Source organism: Enterobacter sp. WI-ESBL-E8 (assembly GCF_053364895.1).
In genome coordinates this window covers 4,896,158-4,921,035 of the sequence record NZ_JBRWXJ010000001.1, presented here as the reverse complement: position 1 = coordinate 4,921,035, position 24,878 = coordinate 4,896,158, and the positions used below count along the sequence as shown (strand labels likewise).

24 protein-coding genes are annotated in these 24,878 nt (G+C 55.8%); 12 read left to right on the top strand and 12 right to left on the bottom strand.

Features of this window, described 5'->3' with window-relative positions; genetic code table 11:
• Positions 1-9: 9 nt before the first annotated feature.
• Positions 10-3,003: an autotransporter outer membrane beta-barrel domain-containing protein gene (locus tag ACWHWP_RS23470; RefSeq protein WP_447856569.1), complete on the bottom strand. Its 2,994-nt coding sequence runs from the start codon at positions 3,001-3,003 to the stop codon at positions 10-12.
• 70 nt (positions 3,004-3,073) lie between these two features.
• A complete protein-coding gene (locus tag ACWHWP_RS23465; protein WP_063958127.1) occupies positions 3,074-3,691 on the bottom strand; it encodes a hypothetical protein in 618 nt (205 codons plus the stop codon).
• An 838-nt stretch (positions 3,692-4,529) separates the two neighbouring features.
• On the opposite strand from ACWHWP_RS23465, the gene yihX reads away from it, so the two are divergent.
• From yihX to fabY, 4 genes are read left to right on the top strand one after another with little or no spacing between them, the layout of a single operon-like run.
• Positions 4,530-5,129, top strand: a complete 600-nt coding sequence (gene yihX, locus ACWHWP_RS23460; RefSeq protein ID WP_252000999.1) for a glucose-1-phosphatase — start codon at positions 4,530-4,532, stop codon at positions 5,127-5,129.
• On the top strand, positions 5,123-6,004 hold the full coding sequence (locus ACWHWP_RS23455) for a virulence factor BrkB family protein (RefSeq protein ID WP_059311770.1): 882 nt from the start codon (positions 5,123-5,125) through the stop codon (positions 6,002-6,004). The genes yihX and ACWHWP_RS23455 overlap by 7 nt, the downstream gene beginning before the upstream one ends.
• Entirely contained in the window at positions 6,001-6,438 is a 438-nt protein-coding gene (dtd, locus tag ACWHWP_RS23450) for a D-aminoacyl-tRNA deacylase (protein ID WP_047345532.1), read from the top strand. Before ACWHWP_RS23455 ends, dtd begins: the two co-directional genes overlap by 4 nt.
• 44 nt (positions 6,439-6,482) lie before the next feature.
• Positions 6,483-7,424, top strand: a complete 942-nt coding sequence (gene fabY, locus ACWHWP_RS23445; protein WP_025759561.1) for a fatty acid biosynthesis protein FabY — start codon at positions 6,483-6,485, stop codon at positions 7,422-7,424.
• An 11-nt stretch (positions 7,425-7,435) separates the two neighbouring features.
• Here the strand turns inward: fabY and ACWHWP_RS23440 are convergent, their stop codons facing one another.
• Positions 7,436-8,353, bottom strand: coding sequence for an alpha/beta hydrolase (locus ACWHWP_RS23440; protein ID WP_447856567.1), 918 nt, complete (start codon positions 8,351-8,353; stop codon positions 7,436-7,438).
• A 227-nt stretch (positions 8,354-8,580) separates the two neighbouring features.
• Between ACWHWP_RS23440 and ACWHWP_RS23435 the strand changes: the two genes are divergently transcribed.
• Together ACWHWP_RS23435 and nadS are read left to right on the top strand one after the other, a co-directional pair.
• Entirely contained in the window at positions 8,581-8,892 is a 312-nt protein-coding gene (locus ACWHWP_RS23435) for a type II toxin-antitoxin system RelE/ParE family toxin (protein ID WP_447856566.1), read from the top strand.
• Positions 8,893-9,183, top strand: coding sequence for a NadS family protein (gene nadS / locus ACWHWP_RS23430; RefSeq protein ID WP_447856565.1), 291 nt, complete (start codon positions 8,893-8,895; stop codon positions 9,181-9,183). It abuts the gene before it with no gap.
• A gap of 41 nt (positions 9,184-9,224) precedes the next feature.
• On the opposite strand, the gene fdhE is transcribed toward nadS, so the two are convergent.
• From fdhE to fdnG, 4 genes are read right to left on the bottom strand one after another with little or no spacing between them, the layout of a single operon-like run.
• Positions 9,225-10,154: a formate dehydrogenase accessory protein FdhE gene (gene fdhE, locus ACWHWP_RS23425; RefSeq protein WP_047345529.1), complete on the bottom strand. Its 930-nt coding sequence runs from the start codon at positions 10,152-10,154 to the stop codon at positions 9,225-9,227.
• Positions 10,151-10,786, bottom strand: coding sequence for a formate dehydrogenase cytochrome b556 subunit (gene fdoI / locus ACWHWP_RS23420; protein ID WP_008501832.1), 636 nt, complete (start codon positions 10,784-10,786; stop codon positions 10,151-10,153). Before fdoI ends, fdhE begins: the two co-directional genes overlap by 4 nt.
• Positions 10,783-11,685: a formate dehydrogenase subunit beta gene (gene fdxH, locus ACWHWP_RS23415; RefSeq protein ID WP_010436855.1), complete on the bottom strand. Its 903-nt coding sequence runs from the start codon at positions 11,683-11,685 to the stop codon at positions 10,783-10,785. Before fdxH ends, fdoI begins: the two co-directional genes overlap by 4 nt.
• Positions 11,686-11,697: 12 nt before the next feature.
• Positions 11,698-14,748, bottom strand: a complete 3,051-nt coding sequence (fdnG, locus tag ACWHWP_RS23410) for a formate dehydrogenase-N subunit alpha (RefSeq protein WP_123138606.1) — start codon at positions 14,746-14,748, stop codon at positions 11,698-11,700.
• A gap of 371 nt (positions 14,749-15,119) precedes the next feature.
• Here fdnG and fdhD point away from each other — a divergent pair, with 371 nt between their 5' ends.
• Both fdhD and ACWHWP_RS23400 read left to right on the top strand, forming a co-directional pair.
• Positions 15,120-15,956, top strand: a complete 837-nt coding sequence (gene fdhD / locus ACWHWP_RS23405) for a formate dehydrogenase accessory sulfurtransferase FdhD (RefSeq protein ID WP_447856564.1) — start codon at positions 15,120-15,122, stop codon at positions 15,954-15,956.
• A 114-nt stretch (positions 15,957-16,070) separates the two neighbouring features.
• Positions 16,071-16,283: a YdgH/BhsA/McbA family protein gene (locus tag ACWHWP_RS23400; protein WP_047345526.1), complete on the top strand. Its 213-nt coding sequence runs from the start codon at positions 16,071-16,073 to the stop codon at positions 16,281-16,283.
• A 39-nt stretch (positions 16,284-16,322) separates the two neighbouring features.
• Here ACWHWP_RS23400 and ACWHWP_RS23395 read toward each other — a convergent pair whose 3' ends face one another.
• Positions 16,323-16,646 carry an AzlD domain-containing protein gene (locus ACWHWP_RS23395; RefSeq protein WP_059311776.1) on the bottom strand — a complete coding sequence of 108 codons (324 nt, stop codon included), beginning with the start codon at positions 16,644-16,646 and terminating at the stop codon, positions 16,323-16,325.
• The gene (locus tag ACWHWP_RS23390) at positions 16,646-17,305 is read right to left on the bottom strand and encodes an AzlC family ABC transporter permease (RefSeq protein WP_010436869.1); all 660 of its coding nucleotides are present in this window, start codon (positions 17,303-17,305) and stop codon (positions 16,646-16,648) included. The genes ACWHWP_RS23395 and ACWHWP_RS23390 overlap by 1 nt, the downstream gene beginning before the upstream one ends.
• Before the next feature lie 104 nt (positions 17,306-17,409).
• Between ACWHWP_RS23390 and ACWHWP_RS23385 the strand changes: the two genes are divergently transcribed.
• From ACWHWP_RS23385 to ACWHWP_RS23370, 4 genes are all read left to right on the top strand, one after another.
• Positions 17,410-17,958 carry a helix-turn-helix domain-containing protein gene (locus ACWHWP_RS23385; RefSeq protein ID WP_010436871.1) on the top strand — a complete coding sequence of 183 codons (549 nt, stop codon included), beginning with the start codon at positions 17,410-17,412 and terminating at the stop codon, positions 17,956-17,958.
• 17 nt (positions 17,959-17,975) lie between these two features.
• On the top strand, positions 17,976-18,971 hold the full coding sequence (locus ACWHWP_RS23380; RefSeq protein WP_097535158.1) for a LacI family DNA-binding transcriptional regulator: 996 nt from the start codon (positions 17,976-17,978) through the stop codon (positions 18,969-18,971).
• Positions 18,972-19,075: 104 nt separating this feature from the next.
• A complete protein-coding gene (locus ACWHWP_RS23375; protein ID WP_447856561.1) occupies positions 19,076-21,199 on the top strand; it encodes an alpha-galactosidase in 2,124 nt (707 codons plus the stop codon).
• 44 nt (positions 21,200-21,243) lie between these two features.
• Positions 21,244-22,521: an MFS transporter gene (locus ACWHWP_RS23370; protein WP_042716414.1), complete on the top strand. Its 1,278-nt coding sequence runs from the start codon at positions 21,244-21,246 to the stop codon at positions 22,519-22,521.
• Here the strand turns inward: ACWHWP_RS23370 and rhaM are convergent.
• The 3 genes from rhaM to rhaD are packed head-to-tail and all read right to left on the bottom strand — an operon-like array spanning position 22,509 to position 24,845.
• Positions 22,509-22,823, bottom strand: coding sequence for an L-rhamnose mutarotase (gene rhaM / locus ACWHWP_RS23365; RefSeq protein WP_059311781.1), 315 nt, complete (start codon positions 22,821-22,823; stop codon positions 22,509-22,511). The genes ACWHWP_RS23370 and rhaM overlap by 13 nt on opposite strands.
• Complete coding sequence (fucO, locus tag ACWHWP_RS23360; protein WP_447856559.1) at positions 22,820-23,968, bottom strand: lactaldehyde reductase; 1,149 nt, start codon at positions 23,966-23,968, stop codon at positions 22,820-22,822. The genes rhaM and fucO overlap by 4 nt, the downstream gene beginning before the upstream one ends.
• 46 nt (positions 23,969-24,014) lie before the next feature.
• Complete coding sequence (gene rhaD / locus ACWHWP_RS23355; RefSeq protein ID WP_447856558.1) at positions 24,015-24,845, bottom strand: rhamnulose-1-phosphate aldolase; 831 nt, start codon at positions 24,843-24,845, stop codon at positions 24,015-24,017.
• Between the last annotated feature and the right edge of the window lie 33 nt (positions 24,846-24,878).

Genomic DNA, 24,878 nt, shown 5'->3' with positions numbered 1-24,878 from the left:
TTTTTGTTGTTATTTGAAGCTGTATTTCACCCCCAGCATTCCCTGCGTCTCGCTGAAGCCTTTATCGCCGACCTGCTGAGCCATGTTGCCCCAGACGCTAAGCTGCGGCGTGATCTGTCCCTCCACACCCGTTTTAAGCTCACCGATGTTGCGCGTACCGCGCATCTCGTTGCTGACGTCATCCATGCGGATGCGCGTGGTCTGAGTATTGTGGATCCAGTTCGCCTCGATGAACGGCTGGAAGGTACGGGATTTATCGTCGTCAATCGCGTTATGCCCGCTGATGTAGGCCTTCACGCCGAGACGGGTCATCAGGTTTCCCTGGGTTTCGTCTTTCACCCGCGTGCCGTTGCGTTCGCGATGGTCGTCAGCCTGCACGTCCATCCACACCACCTGTGCTTTTGGCTGGAGCCAGTAGCTGTTGCGACCGCTTTCGCCCACCTTGAAGCTATATCCCGCTTCGACAGAGGCGGTTACCCCACTTGAGCGATAACTTTCCGTGGCCTGATCCTGCCCCATGACCTTGTTATCGAACCAGTTATACAGCATCCAGCTATCAACGTAGGTGCCGCTTTTATCCGCTTCGTTTGCATACCAGGTTCCGTACAGGCCTACGCTATAGCCATTAACTTCGCCACGCGAGTGGTATCCGGTCAGGCTGGAAACGCTCCGGCTCTGGCTGTTGCCGTAGCCGGCCATCAGGCCAAGATGCCAGCGATCCAGACCGTCGGAACTCCATTGCGCCACATCTCCCCCTATCTGGAGCACGTAGCGATTGGCAGTGGTCTTTAACTGGCCGCTGCCGTCTTTAAACCGCGTATGGCCACCGACGTTACGCATCCACAGGCTTGTTACTTTTTGCTCACCCGTCAGGATGTCGGTGTACTGCGTTTCACCCAGACGATCGTGCAGACGGGTCATAAACAGCGTATTTGCCGCATAGCTGTTCGCCTGATAGCTGCCAAATTCCGGACGATACTGATGCTCGCTTTTCGGTGGCGCAGCAGGCGGTACCGGTTCCTGCGGTGGAACAACCGGGTCAACCGGTGGGTCTACGGGGTCGACCGGCGGAATCACCGGGTCAACCGGTGGGTCAACGGGATCGACCGGTGGAATTACCGGGTCAACCGGTGGGTCTACCGGGTCAACTGGCGGGTCAACAGGGTCAACTGGCGGGTCAACAGGGTCGACTGGCGGGTCAACAGGGTCAACTGGTGGGTCAACAGGATCGTCCGGTGGGTCAACGGGCTCAGCCAGGCTGGTCAGGAACCAGTTTTTACCTTTTTGCACAACGTTATAGTCATAACCCCCTGCCACGATACGGCTGGTCTTTGCGAACGTCCCGTCAGAGTTGCCGCCAACGCTGACAATCTCAATCCCTTCTACGGTTTGTGCGCCGGTACCGCCAATGTTGTTCACTTCCACCCCGGTATGACCGGAAGTATTCCCTTCAACGATCAGCTTGTCCGTTTCAGAAGTATCGTCAAACAGCACGGTATTGAAAACCAACTTGCCGCCGTTGCCGATGTAATCATCGTTGATGGTCAGGGTTTGCCAGGTTGCATTTTCGGGATGCTGGAAATTAATCGTGCCGCCCGCATTCAGCGTCAGGCTGGTCAGCGTGGAGCTGTCGCGCATATTCCATACGGCATCATTCATCGTAAGTGCGATGACACCGCTGCCTGCGGCATTGCTCTCAATGAAGGACGCTCCGTTCCACAATGAGTTGTCATTCATTGTCAGCGTAATGGCGCTGTTTTGTGCCGGTAGCGTGCTGGTGGCCGCGATGCCGCCCGCGGAGAGAATATCGCCGTTGAGGATGAATTTGCCACCAGCGGATGCATCAATAACCCCGCCATTACCTGCGTTCAGGGCATAGCTGCCGCTGTCGCGCTGGCCAGCGGTGGTAATGGTTGCGCCACCCGCCAGCGTTATCACGCCGCGTGACCAGGCGTAGAGCCCGTGCGGGGCCTGCGCGGAGCTGCTTGTTTTAGCGCTGCTGTTTACCGCAATAGTGGCATTATCACCAAGGTTTACCGCACCGGTGTAGGCATAGACACCATGCGCGCTGGCGCCGTTGGTGGTAATGCTGGCGCCCTCATCAAGGTTGATGGTCGATGAGCCGGTTGAATAGATCCCGGAGGCGCTATTCTGGTCAGTAATAATGGCCGCGTTTTTTCCTAGCTCAATTTTTGACGCAGAACCCGCATACAGGCCGTAGGCCGATGCGCCGAACGTTTCAATGGTTGCCTCATCACCCAGACGGACATAAGAGCCGCTCTGGTTGGTGCGGATCCCCTCGGCGTAGGTGCCCCGCGTAACAATATGCGCACGATCGCCGACGATAACGTTATTTTTGGCCTTCGATGCGTCATTTAGTGCATAGGCGCTAATCCCGCGACCGGTGCTGCCGGTGGTTTCGATGTAGAGATCGTCGCCCACATAAATATTGGCGGAGCCGAGAGAGCCCTGGCTGAAGGAGCTATACCCGGCATTAATGCCGTCGCCGCTTTGGCCATTGACGTAGATGTGTGTGCGATCGCCGGTAATGATAAACACCGGATTGTCCGGCGTGTTCATACCATGGGTACGAATGCCGTCGACATCTTTACCATTATTGGCGGCCACTTTTGACTGGGTGCGAATAGTCAGATCGTCACCAAATATTACGCCCGGGCTGCCGGACGTGGAGTTCTGAATAACGGTAATGGAATGCTCGAAGGCTTCCGCCCCTGGCCCTTCGAGCGTGATCCCATCTCCGTAGATCGGGATATTACCCGGGCTGTACTGATAGACATAGTTAGGATCGGTGGTATTTTTGCTAAAGTTCGCATTTGCCGTTGCCGGTATTAGCGCCTGTATTTCTGCAGGCAAATCCGTTACCGCTCCGGAGGTTGGTAAATTAGCAAAATCTATTACCGCAGCATGTACGGCGAATAGCGCTGACGATAACGCCAGCGAAATCGCAACCGCGACAGGTGAGTGTTTCATTAAATATGGCATAACTGCCCCTTTCTTTCAGGCGTAAAACATCCTCCACACTATTAAATGTGGGTATGTTAAGAAGTTAATATTACAAAATAGAAACGAGAAGTTTATGAATACTGGTCCCTAATTTCCTCTCTAGTCGAACTTTATGAACATAAATTTGTTTCACATTAATGCTGTTTGTTTTTATTATCTCCTGAAGGCACTCGCCTGACATAAATCGGTTAAGCAACATGAATTCGACAGCATTCAAGGTACTTCTTCGCCTGTTGTCTACACGTCTACCGGAAAAAAGATAGTTTATCTTTTCCTGTAATTTAACGTCATTATCGTCAAAATATACAATTCCCTTTATTTCACTGTATTGTGCGATAAAGTAATTAGCCAGTGCCTCCATTTTTCGGTCCGTAATAATAACAATGTTCATGTTAGTTATCGCCAGACGTTCAATCCATTGCGGATCTGCAAGCACACGCAGGTTGTATATCGAAAAATCTACAAAAATAAACCCGCGTGATAAGTGATTATTGTTTCTTCGCAATATCTTATCTTGTACTGCTATTTCTAAAAAATGATTACCAACCGGCCAAACGGCAAACGAGGCGTTGTCACAGTATTGTGATCGTACTGCGTTATCTGGAAATAACTGACAGGACAATTCACAGCTTATACAGCGGACAACATTTTGTGACGATGATATCATCAAGTCCACTCCTGTCTTATTTTCATTTTCAATATTTCACTACCGTTCAAATGTGTCAATCTTGAAACATATACAGCGCTCTTGTCTTGTTTGTGAAAAATAGCTTCAGGGAAAATAAATTCCTGGTGGCATCTATTTTGATAGGCCGTCGCCATAGCAAACAAACAAAAGATCGTAGCAGTATTCCAGGAATATCCCACAATCCATTAAGACTATTCTGCAAAGAAAATCCGGGAAGAAAAATCCGGAAATGGCACAAATAGCTAAAGAATCGTTTCGTAAATCTACATAAGCGTCAGTCTTTTCCCTGGTGGTGCCCCAATATAAGTATTTGGCCTGGTGAAGTGTAATGAAATCTTATTAGATCGTTTTAGATGAGGTGAATCTAAGAAAAATCACTTATAACCAATTGAAATTTAATGCTTTATTTTTAATCTTAAATTAGATGATGTCGCACCATGATCTTCTCTGGCCTATATTGTTGTTAAATATAAGTATGCCCTTTGAGCGGATGGCGTTAAATCTTGTTATTGCAGAGGAAAAGAAAGCTGTATCGCATTAACAAGCTGGTTGAGTATGACGCGGATAATAAAACCCTGGTCAATCATATTTCCGGGCGCTTGATACCATTGCAGCTATCATCAGAAAGCGCGCGGATTAAATAACGATCGCATTGTTAAAACCTTTGCGGATGCGGCGGACGAGGCTGATATCAACGCCACGCTGCCGGGCTTTTATCACACGCCGTAAAAATCAATCGCACACCTTCGACCGCGCGCATAGTCAAATCTCTTTATTCCCGCTACAGTTACTTCTCCACGGCGAGCAGGAGATAAACATGCTTTATATCTTTGATTTAGGAAACGTAATCGTCGATATCGATTTTAATCGGGTGCTGGGCGCATGGAGCGATTTTAGCCGTGTCCCGCTGGCGACATTGAAGCAGAGTTTCGCGATGGGCGAGACCTTCCATCAGCATGAACGCGGCGAGATTAGCGATGAAGAATTCGCTGAACGTTTCTGCCAGGAGATGGATCTCCCGTTAAGTTACGAGCAGTTTTCACACGGCTGGCAGGCGGTATTTGTCGCCATACGACCGGACGTGATCGACATCATGCATAAACTTCGCGAGCAGGGGCATCGGGTGGTCGTCCTGTCGAATACCAACCGCCTGCACACCACCTTCTGGCCTGAGGAGTACCCTGAAGTTAAGGCCGCGGCAGATAAGATCTATCTTTCGCAGGAGATGGGTATGCGTAAACCTGAAGCCCGGATCTATCAGGCTGTTCTCGACGCAGAAGGTTTTACCGCGGCCGATGCGGTCTTTTTCGACGACAATGCCGATAATATAGAGGGAGCTAATCAGTTGGGCATCACGTCAATTCTGGTGACCGGAAAAGAGACGATACCAAACTACTTTGCGAAGCAGTTATGCTAAAAACCGTTCATCAAAAAGCCACGCATCATACTCGCCCGCTGAGGGCCTGGCTGAAGCTGCTCTGGCACCGCATTGATGAGGACAACATGACCACGCTGGCGGGTAACCTCGCCTACGTGTCGTTGCTCTCGTTAGTGCCGCTGGTGGCCGTTATCTTTGCCCTGTTTTCCGCTTTTCCAATGTTTGCGGACGTCAGCCTGCAGCTTCGCCATTTTGTCTTCGCAAATTTTATCCCTGCAACCGGGGATGTCATCCAGAACTACATTGAGCAGTTTGTCGCCAACTCCAGCAAGATGACGGCAGTGGGGGCATGCGGTCTTATCGTCACTGCGCTGTTGTTGATGTACGCCATCGATAACGCGCTGAACACCATCTGGCGGAGTAAAAAGACACGGCCAAAGGTCTATTCCTTTGCCGTGTACTGGATGATCCTCACGCTGGGGCCGCTGCTGGCCGGAGCCAGCCTGGCAATCAGTTCTTATTTGCTTTCCCTGCGCTGGGCGAGTGATTTAAACGGCGTTATTGATAATGGGCTCCGCATTTTTCCGCTGATCCTGTCGTGGCTCTCGTTCTGGCTGCTCTATAGCGTCGTGCCGACCACGCGCGTGCCTAACCGCGATGCGGTCGTGGGGGCGCTGGTGGCGGCATTGCTCTTTGAGCTGGGCAAAAAAGGGTTTGCCCTCTACATCACCATGTTCCCGTCCTATCAGCTGATATACGGCGTGCTGGCGGTGATCCCCATTTTGTTTGTCTGGGTCTACTGGACCTGGTGTATCGTCTTGCTTGGTGCTGAAATAACTGTCACTCTCGGTGTATACCGCGAACTTAAAAAAGCAGCAGCAGCTGAAAAACAACAAGAAGCAGACCAACCATGATTGCATTGATACAGCGCGTAACCCGTGCCAGCGTCACCGTGGAGGGAGAGGTGACGGGTGAAATTGGCCCAGGACTTTTGGTGTTGTTAGGTGTCGAAAAGGATGATGACGAACAGAAAGCCAACCGCTTGTGCGAGCGCGTGCTGGGCTACCGTATTTTCAGCGATGCGGAAGGCAAGATGAACCTGAACGTCCAGCAGGCGGGCGGCAGCGTGCTGGTGGTTTCCCAGTTTACGCTGGCTGCGGATACCGAGCGCGGTATGCGCCCGAGTTTTTCTAAAGGCGCCGCGCCGGATCGTGCAGAAGAACTTTATGAATACTTTGTTGAGCGTTGTCGCCAGCAGGAAATGAATACGCAAACCGGACGATTCGCTGCAGATATGCAGGTATCGCTGGTGAACGATGGCCCCGTCACATTCTGGCTCCAGGTATGAGCCAACTGGCGGCGTGGCCGCGGGTAACAAGAGAGAGTACAGCTATGTATCACCTTCGAGTACCGCAAACGGAAGAAGAGTTAGAAGCTTATTACCAGTTCCGCTGGGAAATGCTACGCAAGCCATTACATCAGCCAAAAGGGTCTGAACGCGACGCCTGGGACGCGATGGCCCACCATCAGATGGTGATGGACGAAGAGGGCAACCTCGTCGCCGTCGGGCGTTTGTATATCAACGCCGATAACGAAGCCTCGATTCGCTTTATGGCGGTTCATCCCTCCGTGCAGGACAAAGGTCTGGGGACGCTTATGGCGATGACCCTGGAATCCGTCGCTCGCCAGGAAGGCGTTAAGCGCGTCACCTGTAGCGCCCGCGAAGATGCCGTCGAGTTCTTTGCCAAGCTCGGTTTTGTGAACCAGGGGGAGATCACGACTCCGCAAACCACCCCGATTCGTCATTTTTTGATGATCAAACCCATCGCCACGCTGGATGATATTCTCCATCGCGCTGACTGGTGCGGACAGCTGCAGCAGGCCTGGTATCAGCACATTCCGCTCAGCGAAAAAATGGGCGTGCGTATTCAGCAGTATACCGGACAAAAATTTATTACCACCATGCCGGAAACCGGCAATCAGAACCCTCACCATACGCTTTTTGCCGGCAGCCTGTTCTCGCTGGCCACGCTTACCGGCTGGGGGCTTATCTGGCTAATGCTTCGCGAGCGCCATCTGGGCGGCACGATCATTCTTGCCGACGCTCATATTCGCTATAGCGCACCGATTAGCGGCAAGCCGAGCGCCGTGGCCGACCTGGGTTCACTGGGTGGCGATCTCGACCGCCTGGCTCGCGGTCGCAAAGCCCGCGTCCAGATGCAGGTAGAACTGTTTGGCGATAAAACGCCGGGCGCGGTGTTTGAAGGCACCTATATCGTTCTTCCGGCGAAGCCCTTTGGCGCGTATGAAGAAGGTGGGAACGAGGAAGAGTAATCTCTTCAGCGTTATCGCCGGGCGGAGCTTATCCGCCAGGCGATGTCCCGCATCACATCTCGCGCTGACTGGCTAATTCCACCAAGCTGGAAAAAACCATGTATGACCCCCAGCCATCGCTGAGCGGTACACCTCACCTCCTGCTCTGCCAGATACTGGTACAACATTTCTCCCTCATCGCAGAGCGGATCGTACTCGGCGGTAATAATGTGCACCGGCGGAAGACCGTTAAAATCATTCCGCCACAGCGGGCTGGCTTCGGGATGCTGACGGTCGGTGTCTGCGAGATACATTTCATATCCGCTGAGCAGGGTATCGCGAGTAATTACGTAATCCTGGCCATTAAGGGTATAGCTTTCAAAACTGGCTGTAGCGTCGAGCATGGGGTAGATAAGAATGAGCTGGGCCGGGTTCCAGAGGCCTTTGGCCTTAATGCGCAGAGCCGTCACCAGCGCCAGATGCCCCCCTGCGCTGTCTCCGCAAAGGGTGATGCGGTTTTTGTTCACGCCAAATACTGCTGCATTTTGCCAGACAAGCGCTGCCGCTCGTTCTGCGTCGTCATGCGCAGCAGGGAACGTATGCTCGGGTGCCAGTCTGTACTGAACCGCTATGACCCGGCAGTTACCGTAAAACGCCAGCTGGCGGAGCTGGTTATCATGGGTTTCAAACCCTCCGCTGACAAAGCATCCGCCGTGATAATAGAGGGCACCGGGTAACGTTTCGGTGGCATTGAGAGGCGAATAAATCTGAAAGGTGAGATCATCAATGACGCGCGTTTCAACCTGGACGCGAGCTTCTTTTTTCCCGGCAAGTACCGTACTGGCAATATACCCTTTTCTTCGGACATCAATATTCTGGTCACGCGAAGAGGGCTTTCCTGCATCAATAAAGTCCTTAACTAACTGCGCGATCCCGTTTTCCAGAGCCATAATAACGTTCTTTTTAGCTGTATGAATGTACAGTTATAGCCTGGTTTCATGCGTAAGAAAACAACAAATTTTGTGAAGTCAGGGATCTGGAAAGCGGCTCGCAGAAAAGAATATTACCCAATGAAACAAATGGATAATTTCTCTGAAGCCCAATAACGTAACTCGCACAGAGTACGTCATTGACGTACGTTGAACACTTGTTACTATAAGTCAATGGCGTATAATTTATGTTATTCATTGAAACGGATATCTTCACAGAAGACGTCAAAGCGCTACTGGATGATGACGAATACCATAAACTTCAGGTTTTCCTTGCAACGCAGCCTGATTATGGCGATGTGATCCAGCATACAGGCGGTTTACGAAAAATTCGCTGGCTTGCCAAAGGGAGAGGAAAACGCGGGGGCGTACGCGTTATCTATTTTCACCGTACGTGTGAGTTTGAAATTAGGCTGCTGCTCATCTATCGCAAAGGAATCAAAGATGACCTGTCAGCAAGCGAGAAAGCCATTCTGAAAAAGATGATTGAGAGGTGGTAAATGGATAAGGCGCTGTTTGAGCGGTTAACCCAAAGCATGGCGCAAATGAATGAAATCGACGAGGGCAAACGTGAGCCATCGCGCACCTTTCAAATCGATGCGATTAAAATTAAAGAAATTCGTCAGGCATCCGGTTTATCACAGAGTAAATTCGCGAATCTCATCTCTGTCAGTGTTGATACGTTGCGTAACTGGGAGCAGGGCAGACGTTCGCCTACGGGGCCGGCTAAAGCGCTGTTACGTGCTATTGCCAACGATCCTCAGCATGTCATCTCTGCTCTCTCACAGTAACCAGCCCGGCTCCAGAAAGGTTTACCGGGCATTTAGAGAAATTACTCCCCTTCACCCGGGAACAGGAACGGGTTGATAGAGCTGCGGGCAAAGCCCTCCTGCTCCATTTTCGCGTCTAGGATCAGCGAGGCGAGATCGTCAGCGACCGCTTCAACTTTCGGGTCTTTTTCCTGATAGAGAATCTTCAGGTAGGTCCCGCAGTCACCGCAGCTTTCGGCTTTCACCGCCGCTTCTTCGTTTTCCAGCGACCAGTAGTTCAGATCGCGGGTCTGCTCGCAGTTGCTGCACTTGATGCGCACCACGTGCCACTCGGTTTCACACAGGTTGCAGTGCAGGTAGCGCAGCCCCTGAGTGGTGCCGATTTGCACCATGCTGGAGACCGGCATTGAGCCACATACCGGGCAGAACTGGCGTGCTTCACCGTATTCGGCGCGGGCTTTCCCGGGGATCAGGCTGGCCATTTGCGCCCAGTAAAGCGACAGCGCAGCCCAGATAAACGGTGCTTTATCGCTGCTGACCAGCGAGAAGTCGGACGCAAACAGCGCGCTCGCCATCTCTTCCAGCTCCTGCTCGGACGCTTTTTCCAGATTCTCGATGACCGCCAGCGCGGTGCCGCTCATCTCGGGCTTCAGCTCGGCAATCAGCGAATTCAGCAGCTTGTGCCAGTGCTTGTCGCGCGGCAGGACGTGAATATCCAGCGGCGGCTTGCCCTGCGCATTGGCTTCTTTGATGCGTGCGGTCAGATCCATTTGCAGCGGGTGGTCGTACAGCACCACTTCCTGCGCGTGGGCGACCAGCGCGGCAAAACGCAGAAAATCGCCCAGCGGGTTGTTCTCTGCCAGCTCGCGCAGACGCTCTGCGCGGCGGTTGTAGAGGTTCTTGAGTCTGGGGAATAACAACGGCGGAATATAATCCGCCGTGCGTTTCTCGCTCGACCCCAGCTCATCTTGCGGGATTATGCGAATACTCATTCAGATGACTTTTCCTGTTTCTGGCGGACCTCACGGTACCAGCGCGGGTGATGTTTCTTCGCCCACGTGCTGGTTACCCATCCTTCCACCATCGCGGTAATGGTGCCTTTCACCCAGAGGGCGGCGTAAATATGCACCATGATAACCACAATTAACGCCACTGCGGCAAATGAATGCAGCATCAGCGCGAATCGGATCACCGGGATTGAGAAAGCAGGCGCAAAGTACGGACGCCAGATGATCACGCCGCTGACCAGCAACAGGACCAGGAAGATAATCGCCGCCCAGAATACGCATTTCTGGCCGAAGTTATAACGCCCGGTGTCACCTACTTCCTCGTTGACGACGATCTTACGAATATTCTTCGCCCAAAAGATATCATCCCGATTGATTAGGTTATGGTGCCAGTAGCGGAAAAACATGATGATGAACGACGCGAACATGATGACGCCCACAAACGGGTGCAGGATACGCGCCAGCTGTGGTGTCCCCATGATCTGCATCAGCCAGTTGAAGGAGGGGAAGAAGAACCCCAGCCCGCTTATCGCCGCCAGCATGAAGCAAAAGGCGGTGACCCAGTGGTTGATACGTTCCGGTGCGGTGTAGCGCACGATGGTGTCACGTTTTCTCATTTGCGCACCTCGTCTTTCTCTTCATGCAGGTTGTCGTCTTCCTCTTCCGCACGGTTCGGACCAACGCCGACGTAGTGGAAGATGCTCGCTGCGAAGGTGGCAGCAAAACCTACCGCTGCCAGCGGTTTCCAGATGCCTTTCCAGAACTTCACGGTGGCGCTGATTTCCGGGTTCTCCGGCAGGCCGTGATACAGGTTCGGCTTGTCGGCGTGGTGCAGCACGTACATTACGTGCGTACCGCCAACACCGGCCGGATCGTACAGGCCCGCGTTGTCGTAACCACGGGTTTTCAGCTCGCCCACGCGCTCTGCCGCCAGCGTTTTCATATCCTCTTTGGAGCCAAAGTGGATAGCGCCGGTTGGACAGGTCTTCACGCACGCTGGCTCCTGGCCGACGGTTACGCGGTCTACGCACAGCGTACATTTGTAGACGCGGTTGTCTTCCGGGTTCAGGCGCGGTACGTCGAACGGACAGCCCGCAATGCAGTAGCCGCAGCCGATGCACTGTTCGGACTGGAAGTCGACGATGCCGTTAGCATACTGAATGATAGCCCCTTCTGACGGACACGCCTTCAGGCAGCCCGGATCCGCGCAGTGCATACAGCCGTCTTTGCGGATAAGCCATTCCAGCTTGTCGTTCTGCTCCACTTCGGAGAAACGCATCACCGTCCAGGACTTGGCGGTCAGGTCAGCCGGGTTGTCGTACACCCCGACGTTGTGACCGACTTCGTCACGGAGGTCGTTCCACTCTGAGCAGGCCACCTGACAGGCTTTACAGCCGATACAGGTGGTCACGTCGATGAGCTTCGCCACTTCCTGCTGATGGTCCCGCGCCTGAGGCGCGGGCGTGAAACTGTTTGTCGCGGAACGACGGATAATGTCCTGAGATTGATAAGCCATAAGTCGTCTCCGTTACACCTTTTCCACGTTCACGAGGAAGGCCTTAAACTCCGGCGTCTGCGTGTTCGCATCGCCGACGAACGGCGTCAGGGTGTTCGCAATGAACCCTTTCTTCGCCACGCCCTCATAGCCCCAGTGAATAGGAATACCAATGGTATCCACCTGCTGGCCATGAACGTTCAGCGTGCGAATACGCTTGGTCACCACCGCCTTGGCTTTGATATAGCCGCGGTTAGAGGAGACCTTCACGGTATCGCCATGAGCGATGCCGAGCTTGCCCGCCAGCTTCTCGCCGATCTCCACAAACTGTTCCGGCTGCGCGATGGCGTTAAGCAGCGCGTGCTTGGTCCAGTAGTGGAAGTGTTCGGTCAGACGGTAGGTGGTACCCACGTACGGGAACTTGTCTTTTTTACCCAGCGCGTCGAAATCGCCCTTGAAGATACGGGCTGCCGGGTTAGAGACCACATTCGGGTGCAGCGGGTTGGTGCCCAGCGGCGTCTCAAATGGCTCGTAGTGTTCCGGGAACGGCCCTTCCGCCATCTTATCGATAGCAAACAGGCGCCCCATCCCTTCAGGCTGCATGATAAACGGCCCAACGTCGCTGCCAGGTGCGGCAGTGCTGTAGTCCGGAATATCCACGCCGCCCCATTTGGCGCCGTCCCACTTCAGTAGCTGACGCTTCGGATCCCACGGGTTGCCCTGCGGGTCAGCGGATGCGCGGTTATAGAGGATACGGCGGTTGAGCGGCCACGCCCATGCCCAGCCCAGCGTATTGCCGAGGCCCGACGGGTCGGCGTTATCGCGGTTGGCCATCTGGTTGCCTTTCGGCGTCCAGCTACCGGCGAAGATCCAGCAGCCGCTGGAGGTTGTGCCGTCATCGCGCAGGTGCGCGAAGGTGCTGAGCTGATCGCCTTTCTTCGCCAGCACGGTGCCGGTGGCCGGGTCGATAACGTCCGCCAGCGCCTTACCGTTGCTCTCCATCGCCACTTCTTCCGGCGCTGGGTTTTCTGGCGTCGAATAGTTCCAGGTCATGTTCAGAACCGGTTCCGGGTTCGCGCCGCCTTCAGCCGCATACATCTTACGCAGGCGTAAGAAGATACCGGCCAGGATCTCGCCGTCGTTCATGGCGATGCCCGGGGCGTCCGCACCTTTCCAGTGCCACTGCAGCCAACGTCCGGAGTTGACGATAGAACCGTTCTCTTCTGCGAAGCAGGTCGATGGCAGACGGAACACTTCGGTCTGAATCTTCGAAGGATCGACGTCGTTCGATTCACCATGGTTCTGCCAGAAGGTCGAGGTCTCGGTATTGAGCGGGTCAATCGTCACCAGGAACTTCAGTTTCGACAGGGACTCAACAACCTTGTTCTTGTTCGGGAACGAGGCAACCGGGTTAAAGCCCTGGCACAGATAGCCGTTCACTTTGCCCTGATGCATCATCTCGAAATACTGCAGAACGTCGTAACCTTTATCCCACTTCGGCAGCCAGTCAAAGCCCCAGCTGTTTTCCGCTGTCGCTTTGTCACCGAAGAAGGCTTTCATCATCGAGACGAAGAACTTCGGATAGTTGCCCCAGTAGTTCACCTGGCCTTCGAGCAGCGGCTTAGGCGTGCTGGCCGTCAGGTAGGTTTGCAGGTCGGTCTGTTTCTCGCTTGGCAGGTTCATATAGCCCGGCAGGCTTTGAGACAGCAGGCCGAGGTCGGTCAGACCCTGAATGTTGGAGTGACCGCGCAGGGCGTTCACGCCGCCGCCTGCCATCCCCATGTTGCCGAGCAGCAGTTGCACCATCGCCATGGTACGGATGTTCTGCGCGCCGATGGAGTGTTGCGTCCAGCCGAGGGCATACAGGAACGACGCGGTTTTGTCTTTGGCGCTGGTTTCAGCGATAAGCTCGCACACCTTCAGGAAGTCCGCCTTCGGCGTACCACAGATGTTTTCGACAACTTCCGGCGTATAGCGGGAAACGTGCTCTTTCAGCAGGTTCCACACGCAGCGCGGATGTTGCAGGGTGGTATCACGCTTCGCAAAGCCTTTCTCATCCAGCTCGTAGTTCCAGCTGGTTTTGTCGTATTTGCGTTTTTCGGCGTCGTAACCGCTGAACAGACCATCTTCGAAGTGGTAATCCTCACGCACGATCAGGCTGGCGTTGGTATAGGCTTCGGTGTACTCGCGGTTATATTTTTCGTTGGTCATCAGGTACAGCAATACGCCTGACAGGAAAGTGATGTCAGTACCTGAACGAATAGGGGTGTAGAAATCCGCCACTGACGCCGTACGCGTAAAGCGGGGATCGATCACAATCAGTTTCGCACCGTTGTGGATTTTGGCTTCCATCGCCCAGCGGAACCCGACAGGGTGCGCTTCAGCGGCGTTACCGCCCATCACCACAATGAGGTTGGCGTTCTTGATGTCGACCCAGTGGTTGGTCATCGCACCGCGACCAAATGTTGGAGCAAGACTTGCTACCGTTGGTCCGTGTCAGACACGCGCCTGGTTGTCGACCGCGAGCATACCGAGTGCGCGCGTGAATTTCTGGGTTAAATAACCGGTTTCGTTGCTGGAAGCAGAGGCACACAGCATCCCGGTGGAGAGCCAGCGGTTGACCGTAACGCCATCGGCGTTCTTCTCAACAAAGTTGGCATCGCGGTCTTCTTTAATATGTTTTGCGATGCGATCAAACGCCTCTTCCCAGCTGATTTGCTGCCATTTGTCGGAGCCAGGCGCGCGATACTCAGGGAATTTGAGGCGGCTTTCGGAGTGGATAAAGTCCACCAGACCAGCCCCTTTCGGGCACAATGCGCCGCGGTTGACCGGATGATCCGGGTCGCCTTCGATATGGAAAATAGACGCTTTGGCGTTTTTAGCACCGTCGCCGAGGCTATACATCAACAGCCCGCAACCGACAGAGCAGTACGTACAGGTATTACGGGTTTCACGGGTGCGCAGCAGTTTATACTGCCGCGTTTCCGCCAGCGCTACGCCGGGCGCAAAGCCCAGTGCCGCTGCCGTGGTGCCTGCCATACCGCCAGCGCAGATCTTAAAGAACTGCCTTCTGCTGACCTGCATGGGTCACTCCTTGTTTCGACATTGCTTACATATGTAGTTTTGACTTCACGGCTGAAAAATGACCGCAAAGGAAAAAATTTGCGTTAATCCCTCAATTCCACGAGGGATATCATCAGAATACCACAATGTCGGTACAGCTGTTCTAATGGCGTTAATACAAAGTGAACGTATTATCACCATGTTGATTATAAAGTGTGATATCGATCACATTAATAGCTCGGCATGTTAAAGCGGTGTAGCGGGCGTCAGGTTGCACCCCTTCTAAATGAGTAGGAGAATGGTTGTCGAAAAGTTGATCCATACTATGCGTAACGCCTGTAGTTTGTGCTGCAATAGCAGGCTCGCTTCCGTGGTTGTTCAGGAATACCGCTGTGTCTAAACAAAACCGTGCTCACCATCCGTCACCCCTGCCTGCCGGCATTGTGGAATTGTCTGTACACAGGCCTCCGCACATTACCCATGCCACACCTGATTATCTGGCGGAAGAAGTGCCCGTTGCGCTCGTTTACAACGGCATCTCGCATGTGGTGATGATGGCTTCGCCGAAAGATCTTGAACTGTTCGCGATAGGGTTCTCCCTTTCGGAAGGCATCATCGAGCAGCCACAGGAGATCTACAGCATGGACGTGGTGCAGGCATGCAACGGCCTTGAAGTGCAAATCGAACTCTCCAGCCGCCGCTTTATGGGATTAAAAGAGCGCCGCCGGGCGCTGGCCGGGCGCACCGGCTGCGGCGTCTGCGGCGTTGAGCAGCTCAACGATATTGGTAAGCCTCTTGTACCTCTGCCGTTTACTCAGACCTTCAATCTGGCGAACCTCAACCATGCGCTTGAGCACCTCAACGACGTACAGCCCATCGGCCAGCTGAGCGGCTGCACGCACGCGGCAGCGTGGGTATTGCCGTCGGGCGATATCGCCGGGGGACATGAGGACGTTGGCCGCCACGTGGCGCTGGATAAGTTGCTCGGCCGCCGCGCGCGTGAAAGTGACGTCTGGCAGCAGGGGGCAGCGCTCGTTTCCAGCCGGGCCAGCTATGAGATGGTGCAAAAATCGGCGATGTGCGGGGTAGAGATCCTGTTTGCCGTGTCGGCGGCAACCACGCTGGCGGTGGAGGTGGCGGAGCGCTGCAACCTGACGCTGGTGGGCTTCTGCAAGCCGGGAAGGGCGACAATATATACCCATCCTCAGCGATTAATAGTTAATCAGTAATTTTGAATGATAATAGCAAATCCTTCCGCTTTTAGTTGTTCACGATGAGGTCTAGTATTTATCTCATCAAGGCACGGTGCCTTACCTAAACAACTTAATGAAAGGGTTTAAATCATGAAAAGCATCAAAACTTTTGTCGCTGTAATCGCTCTGGCTGCTTCTTTCGGTTCTTTTGCCGCGCAGACCGTGACCGCAACCGCATCCACCATTGACGGTGCAGAAGCGAAAATCGCGGCCCAGGCTCAGGAAGCAGGTGCATCATCGTACAAAATTACCCAGGCATTCAGCGGTAACCGCGTACACATGACCGCTGAACTGACCAAATAAGCTGTCATACCGTCGAAAGAGCGCCCCCGGGGCGCTTTTTTAGTTTATGCCCGCCAGACGCAGCAGCGCCGTCACCACCGCCGCCGCAACGATCACCACAATTAACGGCATCTTCCGCCAGGCCAAAAACACCGCAAACGCCACGCCCAGCACCCGCGCCATCCCGGCGAAATGTTCGCCTTCATAAAATGTGGTCGCCAGCGCCACCGAAAACAGCAATACCGTTGCCGCATCTGACAGCAGCGCCTGTGAACGCTCTGACAATGCCAGCCTGCTGCCCAGTTTCGCCCCGCCGAGGCGCATCAAATACGTTCCCGCAGACAGGATCGCGATGCCGAGAATAAAGACCGTCATGTTTTCCATTATTTTTTCCTCGCGGCAAGACCCAGTAAGGAGAGCAGCACCGGCAAGCCCACCGGTGCAAACGGCACGGCGGCCAGCGACAATACGGCACCGCTGCAGGCGCGGATTAGCGTGGTGCGGTTTTTAAACGCAGGCACCACTAACGCCAGCAAAATGGCGGGAAATACCGCATCCAGCCCTATGGTTTCTGGGTCTGGCAGCAATTTGCCGACCATGGCGCCTAGCAGCGCGCCCAGCGGCCAGATGATTGCCACGCCCAAACCGCACAGCCAGTAGGCCGCTTTACGCTGTTCTGGGGTTTTCTGCGACAGGCCGAACACTACGCTTTCATCGTTCATGATGTGGCAGCCCAAAAAGCTCAGGCCGCGCTTGCCCACCAGTTCCCGCACCGTCACGCCGAACGGCACGTGGCGGGCGTTCACCAGTAATCCGGCTGCAGCTGCGGCTAGCGGGTTCCCACCGCTCGCCACGATGCCGATAAACATAAATTCCGATGCGCCCGCCAGAACGGTAAGGGAGAGCACAAACGGCACCCACAGCGGGAAACCGTAGGCCATCGCCAGCGAGCCGTAGGACATCCCGACTACGCCCACCGCGAGGCAAACCAGGATGATTGCTTTGATCGTGTCGCCTTTCAGGCAGGAGAGATGATGCTTCATACAATTTTAGCCATATCGAACGTGTATCCATTATAATGAACGCAACAGAGACGTTTTTCAAGGCGAACGATTCGTTCGATTTATAGAACAAAAAGGGCCGTTTTATGACGCAGCCAATCAGCGTGATCGCTAAAAGCCTGGTGCGAGAACGCCTGCGAACCGGGCTTTCACTGGCGGAAATTGCCCGTCGTGCCGGGATCGCCAAATCCACGCTTTCCCAACTGGAGTCCGGTAACGGTAACCCGAGCCTGGAGACGCTGTGGTCGCTTTGCGTGGCGCTGGATATCCCTTTCGCCCGCCTGCTGGAACCACAGCAGACGACAACACAGGTCATCCGCCGTGGAGAGGGAACGAAGGTCGTTGCCGGGCAGGCTAACTATGAAGCTATTTTGCTGGCGGCGTGTCCGCCGGGCGCGCGGCGCGACATCTATCTGCTGCTCACCCAGCCGGGCGCAGATCGTATATCCCAGCCGCATCCGCCGGGGTCCGTTGAACATATTATTGTGACGCAGGGGCGCGCGTTAGTCGGCCTGATCGACGCAGCGGAAGAACTCGGCCCGGGAGATTACATCTGTTATCCCGCCGACCTGCCGCATATCTTTAAGGCGCTGGAGCCGGATACGCACGCGCTGCTGGTGGCGGAACAGAACTAACAGAGATACGGAAAATCATGTCGCTTAAAGCCATTGCCAAAGAACTGGGGCTGTCAGTCACCACCGTCAGCCGCGCACTCAACGGATATGACGACGTCTCCGCCGAGACGCGCGCCCGCGTGGAGGCAGAGGCGCAGCGCCGTGGCTACCGACCTAACACCTTCGCCCGCCGCCTCAAGATGGGCAAAATCGACGCCGTCGGGCTGGTGTTCCCCGTGCATCCCGTTCCGCTCAATAATAGCGTTTTTATGGACATGGTCGGCGAAATTAGCCACGAACTGGCGCGACATGAGATCGATTTACTGCTGATTGCCGATGATGATTTGGCCGATAAGCACAGCTACATGCGCATGGTGCAGAGCCGCCGCGTGGATGCGCTGATCGTAGCGCACACGCTGGACCACGATCCGCGTCTTGAGCAGCTTCAGGCCGCCGGTTTTCCTTTCCTGGCGCTCGGGCGCAGCCACCTCCCGCAGCCGTACGCGTGGTTTGACTTCGACAACTACGCCGGTACGCATCAGGCTACCCGCTGGCTGATCGAGAAAGGCCATCAGCGCATCGCGCTGCTGGGTGAAAGCAACAATCAGGCGTTTATTACCCAGCGTCGTCAGGGCTTTCTCGATGCCCTGCGAGAAGCCGGGCTTTCCAGCGAATGGCTGCGCGCAATGCCGCCGTCGCGCCGCGTGGGGTATGCCACCACCAAAGAGCTTCTCGCTCTGCCGCAGCCGCCCACGGCCATCATTACCGACTGCAATACCCACGGCGACGGCGCGGCGATGGCGCTGGCGCAGATGGGGCGCTTATCCGGCGACAACGCCGTTTCGCTGGTGGTCTACGACGGCCTGCCGCAGGACAGCATTGTCGATATCGACGTAGCGTCAGTCATACAGTCCACCCGTCAGGGCGTCGGAAAACAGATTGCCAATATGGTGCGCCAGCTGATTAACGGCGACGATATCGAGCAGCTTCAGGTGCTCTGGCAGCCTGAATTCTCTCCGGGTCAGACGGCCTAAACCCACTAAAATTCCAAACCCGATCACAGAACCGAAACGTTTTGGTTTGTATCCGAAACGTTTCGGATCAACACTCAGGACATCCCGACGACAGGAGATGTCTGATGCAAGATTCCATTTTTCGACTCGAAAGCAATACGGTAGACGTGGTGGTTAAAACCCACCCGTTCGCCGAAATTCTCTACTGGGGGCCGCACCTTCAGCACTTTTCGCCACACGATGTGCTGAGCATTGCGCGCCCGGTGGCGAACGGCAGGCTGGATGTCGATTCTCCGGTCACGCTGATGGCGGAGCTGGGGCACGGCCTGTTTGGCTCGCCGGGCATTGAGGGGCATCGTCAGGGGCTGGACGGTTCCCCGGTGTTCAAAACTACGCAGGTGCAGCAGGCGTTAAACACCCTGACGATTACCGCTGAAGATGCACATGCGGGTCTGCGCCTGACCAGCGAGCTGGCGCTGGATGCCAGCGGCGTGCTGGTCGTGCGTCACGGCCTGACCAATCTGAAAGCGCTGCCGTGGCAGGTGGACCGTTTCGCCGTCACGCTGCCAGTGGCCGAACGCGCGCAGGAGGTGATGGCCTTCCACGGACGCTGGATCAGAGAATTTCAGCCGCACCGCGTCAGGCTTGAACATGACAGCTTCGTGATTGAAAACCGCCGGGGTAAAACCTCCCACGAGCACTTCCCGGCGCTGATTGCCGGTACGTCGTCGTTTAGCGAAATGCAGGGCGACGTCTGGGGCGTGCATCTGGGCTGGAGCGGCAACCATCGCCTGCGCGCGGAAGCGAAAACCGATGGTCGTCGCTACCTGCAGGCTGAAGCGCTCTACCTGCCGGGAGAGATGGCGGTTGAAGAGGGCAACACGCTCTGGACGCCGCGCCTGTATGCCAGCTACTCCACGCGGGGCCTGAACGGCATGAGCCAGCAGTTCCACCGCTACCTGCGCGATAACGTTATCCGCTTCCCGGACGACAAACCGCGCCCGGTGCACCTCAATACCTGGGAAGGGATCTACTTCAATCACGACCCGGACTACATCATGCGCATGGCCGACGAGGCCGCGGCGCTTGGGGTGGAACGCTTTATTATCGACGACGGCTGGTTCAAAGGCCGCAACGACGACCATGCCGCGCTGGGCGACTGGTATCTGGACGAAAAAAAATACCCGAACGGCCTGACGCCGGTGATCGACCACGTCAAACGGCTCGGCATGGAGTTTGGCATCTGGGTTGAGCCCGAGATGATCAACCCGGATTCCGAGCTGTACCGCGCGCACCCTGACTGGGTGCTGGCGCTGCCGGGCTACGCCCGGGCGACCGGGCGTCATCAGCTGGTGCTCAATCTGAACATTCCGGAAGCCTTTGACTACCTCGTGGAGCGCATGAGCTGGCTGCTGGGCGAGCACGCGGTCGACTACGTGAAGTGGGACATGAACCGCGAGCTGGTGCAGCCGGGACACAAGGGTAAAGCCGCCGCCGATGCGCAGACACGCCAGTTTTACCGCCTGCTGGACGTGCTGGGCGAGCGCTTCCCGCACATTGAGTTTGAATCCTGCTCGTCGGGCGGCGGGCGTATTGATTACGAAGTGCTGACCCGCAGCCACCGCTTCTGGGCGTCCGACAACAACGACGCGCTGGAGCGGAACACCATCCAGCGCGGCATGAGCTACTTCTTCCCGCCGGAGGTGATGGGCGCGCATATCGGTCATCATAAATGCCACGCCACCTTCCGCCAGCATAGCATCCAGTTTCGCGGGCTGACGGCCCTGTTTGGCCATATGGGGCTGGAGCTGGATCCGCTTACCGTCGATGAAGATGAACGCGAAGGCTATCGGCACTACGCCGCGCTGCACAAGCAGTGGCGCGAGGTGATCCACCATGGTACCCAGTGGCGTATTGATATGCCGGACGCTACCACCCTGGCACAGGGTATTGTGAGCAAAGACAAAGCGCAGGGGCTGTTTATGGTCAGCCAGCTTGCGATGCCGGATTACACCCTGATGATGCCGCTGCGCATGCCGGGGTTAAACGCCAGCGCGCAGTACCGCATCACGCTGCTCGATCACCCGAACATCCAGATTACGGGTGAGGGTGGACACACCATGCGCAAGCTGCCTTCGTGGATGGAAGCGCCGCAAACGGTGAGCGGCGAGTGGCTGATGCAGGCGGGTATTGCGCTGCCGATTCTGGATCCGGAGACCGCCATTTTGATTGGCGTCGAACGCGTGTAAGGTTGAAGGGCCGGGCAGCCGGCCCTCCGTTGAGGATAAAAATAATGAACACAACAACCTGTACCCACAAAGACAACCCTAACTTCTGGATCTTCGGGCTGTTCTTCTTTCTCTACTTCTTCATTATGGCCACCTGCTTTCCGTTCCTGCCGATCTGGCTGTCGGACATCATCGGCCTGAATAAAACCCATACCGGGATTGTCTTCTCCTGCATCTCGCTGTCGGCCATCGCCTTCCAGCCGGTGCTGGGCGTAATTTCGGACAAGCTTGGGCTGAAAAAACACCTGCTGTGGATCATCGCGGTGCTGCTGTTTCTGTTCGCGCCGTTCTTCCTGTACGTCTTCGCGCCGCTGCTGAAAACCAATATCTGGCTGGGCGCGCTGAGCGGCGGGCTGTATATCGGCTTTGTCTTCTCGGCGGGATCGGGGGCAATTGAGGCCTACATCGAGCGCGTGAGCCGCAACAGCTTCTTCGAATACGGCAAGGCGCGCATGTTCGGCTGTCTCGGCTGGGGGCTGTGCGCCTCAACGGGCGGCATCCTTTTTGGCATCGATCCGTCGTACGTTTTCTGGATGGGCTCGGGAGCAGCGCTGTTGCTGATGCTGCTGCTGGTCGTTGCGAAGCCGAAGCCCAACCAGACGGCGCAGGTAATGAACGCCCTGGGCGCAAACCAGCCGCAGATCACTGCCAAAACCGTGTTCAACCTGTTCCGCCAGCGCAGAATGTGGATGTTCATTCTGTACGTGATTGGCGTGGCCTGCGTGTATGACGTTTTTGACCAGCAGTTTGCCACCTTCTTTAAAACCTTCTTCGCTACGCCGCAGGAAGGCACCCGCGCCTTTGGCTTTGCCACCACGGCGGGGGAAATCTGTAACGCCATCATCATGTTCTGCTCGCCGTGGATCATTAACCGCATCGGCGCGAAAAACACGCTGCTGATCGCCGGGGTGATTATGGCGACGCGCATTATCGGCTCGTCGTTCGCCACCACCGCCGTGGAGGTGATTGCCCTCAAGATGCTGCACGCGCTGGAGGTCCCGTTCCTGCTGGTGGGCGCATTCAAGTACATTACGGGCGTGTTTGATACGCGGCTTTCGGCCACCATCTACCTGATTGGCTTCCAGTTTGCCAAACAGTCGGCGGCGATTTTTCTCTCCGCCTTTGCCGGGAATATGTATGACCGGATCGGCTTCCAGGAGACGTACCTGATGCTGGGCTGCTTCGTGCTGGCGATTACGGTGGTGTCGGCGTTTACGCTGAGTGGCAGGCGGGAGATTGCTGCCGCCTCGGGGGCAGCAGCGTTAACACATCAGTCCAGGTAAAACACCTCTTCCAGCTCCGCACTCACCGGGCTGTTATCCGGGTTCGACGGCATAACGTCACCCATATGCTTCCACCAGCGCTGGCAGACGTCGGTATTCGCTACCGCGTTCCAGCGCTCCTCCGATTCAATCTCCACGGTTGCAAACAGCAGGTTGCGGGCTTTGTCGAGATAGATGGCGTAGTGGTGCGCGCCGTGGGCTTTCAGCACCTTTTCCAGCTCGGGCCAAATCGGATTGTGGCGACGCGCGTACTCCTCGTGCGCATTCGGGTTCACCTGCATCACAAACGCTTTGCGGATCATAGGGCCTCCAGATAGAGCTCGCGAACTTCCTCACGGCTGGCGGGGCGCGGATTGCATGGCGCACAGGGATCGGCGAGGGCTTTATCCAGCCAGCCTTCAATATCGGCTTTGGTCACGCCGAGCTGGCTGAAGCCCGCAGGGATGCCGACGCGAGCGCTCAGGTCGCGAATCGCCTGAATGGCGGACATGCTGGCCGCGTCATCACTCATGCCGCGGGTGTCTACGCCCATCGCCTGCGCCACGCGGGCGAAGCGGACGACCGCGTTCGGGCGGTTAAAGTTTTCAACGATCGGCAGCAGGATAGCGTTGCACACGCCGTGCGGCAGGTTGTGCGTCGCGCCCGGCTGGTGCGCCAAAGCATGCACAAGGCCGAGACCCGCACTGTTAAACGCCATGCCCGCCAGATACTGACCAAACGCCATTTGCTCGCGCGCTTCAAGGTTATGACCGTTGTTGACCGCTTCCGGCAGCCACAGGTTGATCAGGCGAATCGCTTCCAGCGCGTTGGCATCAGTCAGCGGGTGCGCGCCAACGGACACGTAGGCTTCAATGGCGTGGGTCAAGGCATCCATACCGGTTGCGGCGGTCACGGAGGCAGGAATATCCAGCATGACGCTGGCATCGTCCACGGCGATATCCGGGATGATGTTCGGGTCAATAATCACCTCTTTCACCTGACGCGCGGAGTCGATGATTACCGCGTTGCTGGTCATCTCCGCTGCCGTGCCTGCGGTGGTGTTGATCGCCACCAGCGGCACGCCCGCATTTTTCACCTTGCCGACGCCGGAATAATCGGTTGACGGGCCGGGGTTGGCGGTGAGGATTTTAATCGCCTTGGCGGTATCAATTGGGCTGCCGCCGCCGAAGGCGATAATGTAATCACACGCGGCTTCCCGGTATGCCGCGAAACCCTTCTGTACCAGCGCCTCCGTTGGGTTGGGAAAGACCGCGTCAAACAGCTGATATGACATCTGGTGCGCATCCAGCGCGGTAAACAGACCGTCCAGCAGGCCCAGCTTTACCAGCTGACCGTCGGTGACAATCAGCGCTTTGCCCCACCGTTTGTTCGCCACCAGGTTGACCATGTCGCCAATAGCGCCCGCGCCGTGCAGGCTGATTTTTGGAAGTGCCAACATAAAGCTCATGATAATTCTCCTTAACTATCGCCCGTACCGTCCGGTCAGCGAGGGTTTATGCATATATTTCCAGCGCTGACCGGAGCGGGGTTACGCCGAAACGCTTGCCGAGCGCAATAAGCTCTTCACGGGTAATGGTTTGCTTCATACCGCCCATGGAGTACACCCTCACCAGCACTTCCGCTGATTTCTCGGCGGTGTCGATCAGGCCGAAGGTTTCATCAAGCGTAGGGCCGCTGCCGAACACGCCGTGGAACGGCCACAGCACCAGCGAATGTTTTTGCATATCCCGGGCGGTTGCCTGGCCGATTTCGTCGGTACCCGGTACCATCCAGGGCAGAATGCCTACGCCGTCCGGGAACACCACCAGACACTCGGTACTGCCTTCCCATAGCTTGCGGGTGATGAAATCGGAGCTGTTTTCCAGCACGTAGGTCAGGGCGATCAGGTTGGTGGCGTGGCAGTGCATAATGACGCGGTCTTTGCCGTTAGTTGCCTTGATGCGCTCGCAGTGGGAGAGGAAGTGCGCCGGCAGTTCGGAGGTGGGCACCGCCTCGTCGGTCAGGCCCCACAGGATGTGATAGCCCGCGCCGTCGCTGTCCACCTTCACCACGCCGAGGTTGGCCGCTGGATCGAGCTGGACGTTACGGAAGAACTTACCGGAACCGGTGACGATAAACGGCGTGTTGGCGAGTAGCGGCATCGGCTGGCTCAGCGCGATATAGCGCGGCTTCTGGTGGAAATCGGCCGCGAACGGTTCGATATCCGCGTCGTCCAGGCGCAGCGTCAGGTTGCCGCCGTTGCGCTCGTCCCAGCCCTTCAGCCAGGCGTCGGAGGTGGCTTTGATCATGCCCTGGACGAACCAGGAATTGGAGATGGTCTGCATACTATGGTTCCTTTGAAGATGCCGGGTGGCGCT